A 544-nucleotide genomic window follows, 5' to 3' on the forward strand; every position below is an offset into this window, starting at 1 on the left:
CATCAACAACCGTTGCGTCTGCGACTTCTGCGTCACTCGCCTCTCATCCTGTCACTTCAGCTGTGCACAAAACTGCAACTAAAACTGAAGTAAACAAGCATGAGGGTGACTCATCACTTGGCTTCAATTCGCGCAATTTGAAAACACCACTCCCGAATGATGAACATCCCAAAGCGAGCAAGGCTGAGCGCACATTGCTAGATAAAGCCATGCTGGATTCAGAAAAAAGCAATGACAAGCCGATGCATCAACCAGTCACGACACCGATTACTCAAGGCGATGTGATTTTGAAAGGCATCTCGACTCCACAACCTACTCAACCAACTCGTGAAGTCAGCCAACTGATTCAGCAATTGGTGGATAAAGTGTACGTTGCCCTACCAACGGCATCGAATGAGAAAGAAGTACGATTGTTTCTAAGCGAGGGTCAACTCAAAGGTGGCGAAATCCACATCAAGTTAGATTCGCAAGGTTATAGCGTGACGATTCGACAAGAGCATGCGCTTTCCATCATCAATCAACAAGCGAGGCAAGATCTGGCAGA

The 544-nt window shown here is 46.9% G+C and carries 1 pseudogene; it reads left to right on the forward strand.

The features are described from left to right. Positions 1 to 544 (forward strand): annotated as a pseudogene (gene vscP, locus R7Q48_RS30285) (type III secretion system needle length determinant VscP); the annotation flags it as partial.

The sequence above is a fragment of the Vibrio sp. 378 genome (assembly GCF_033339435.1).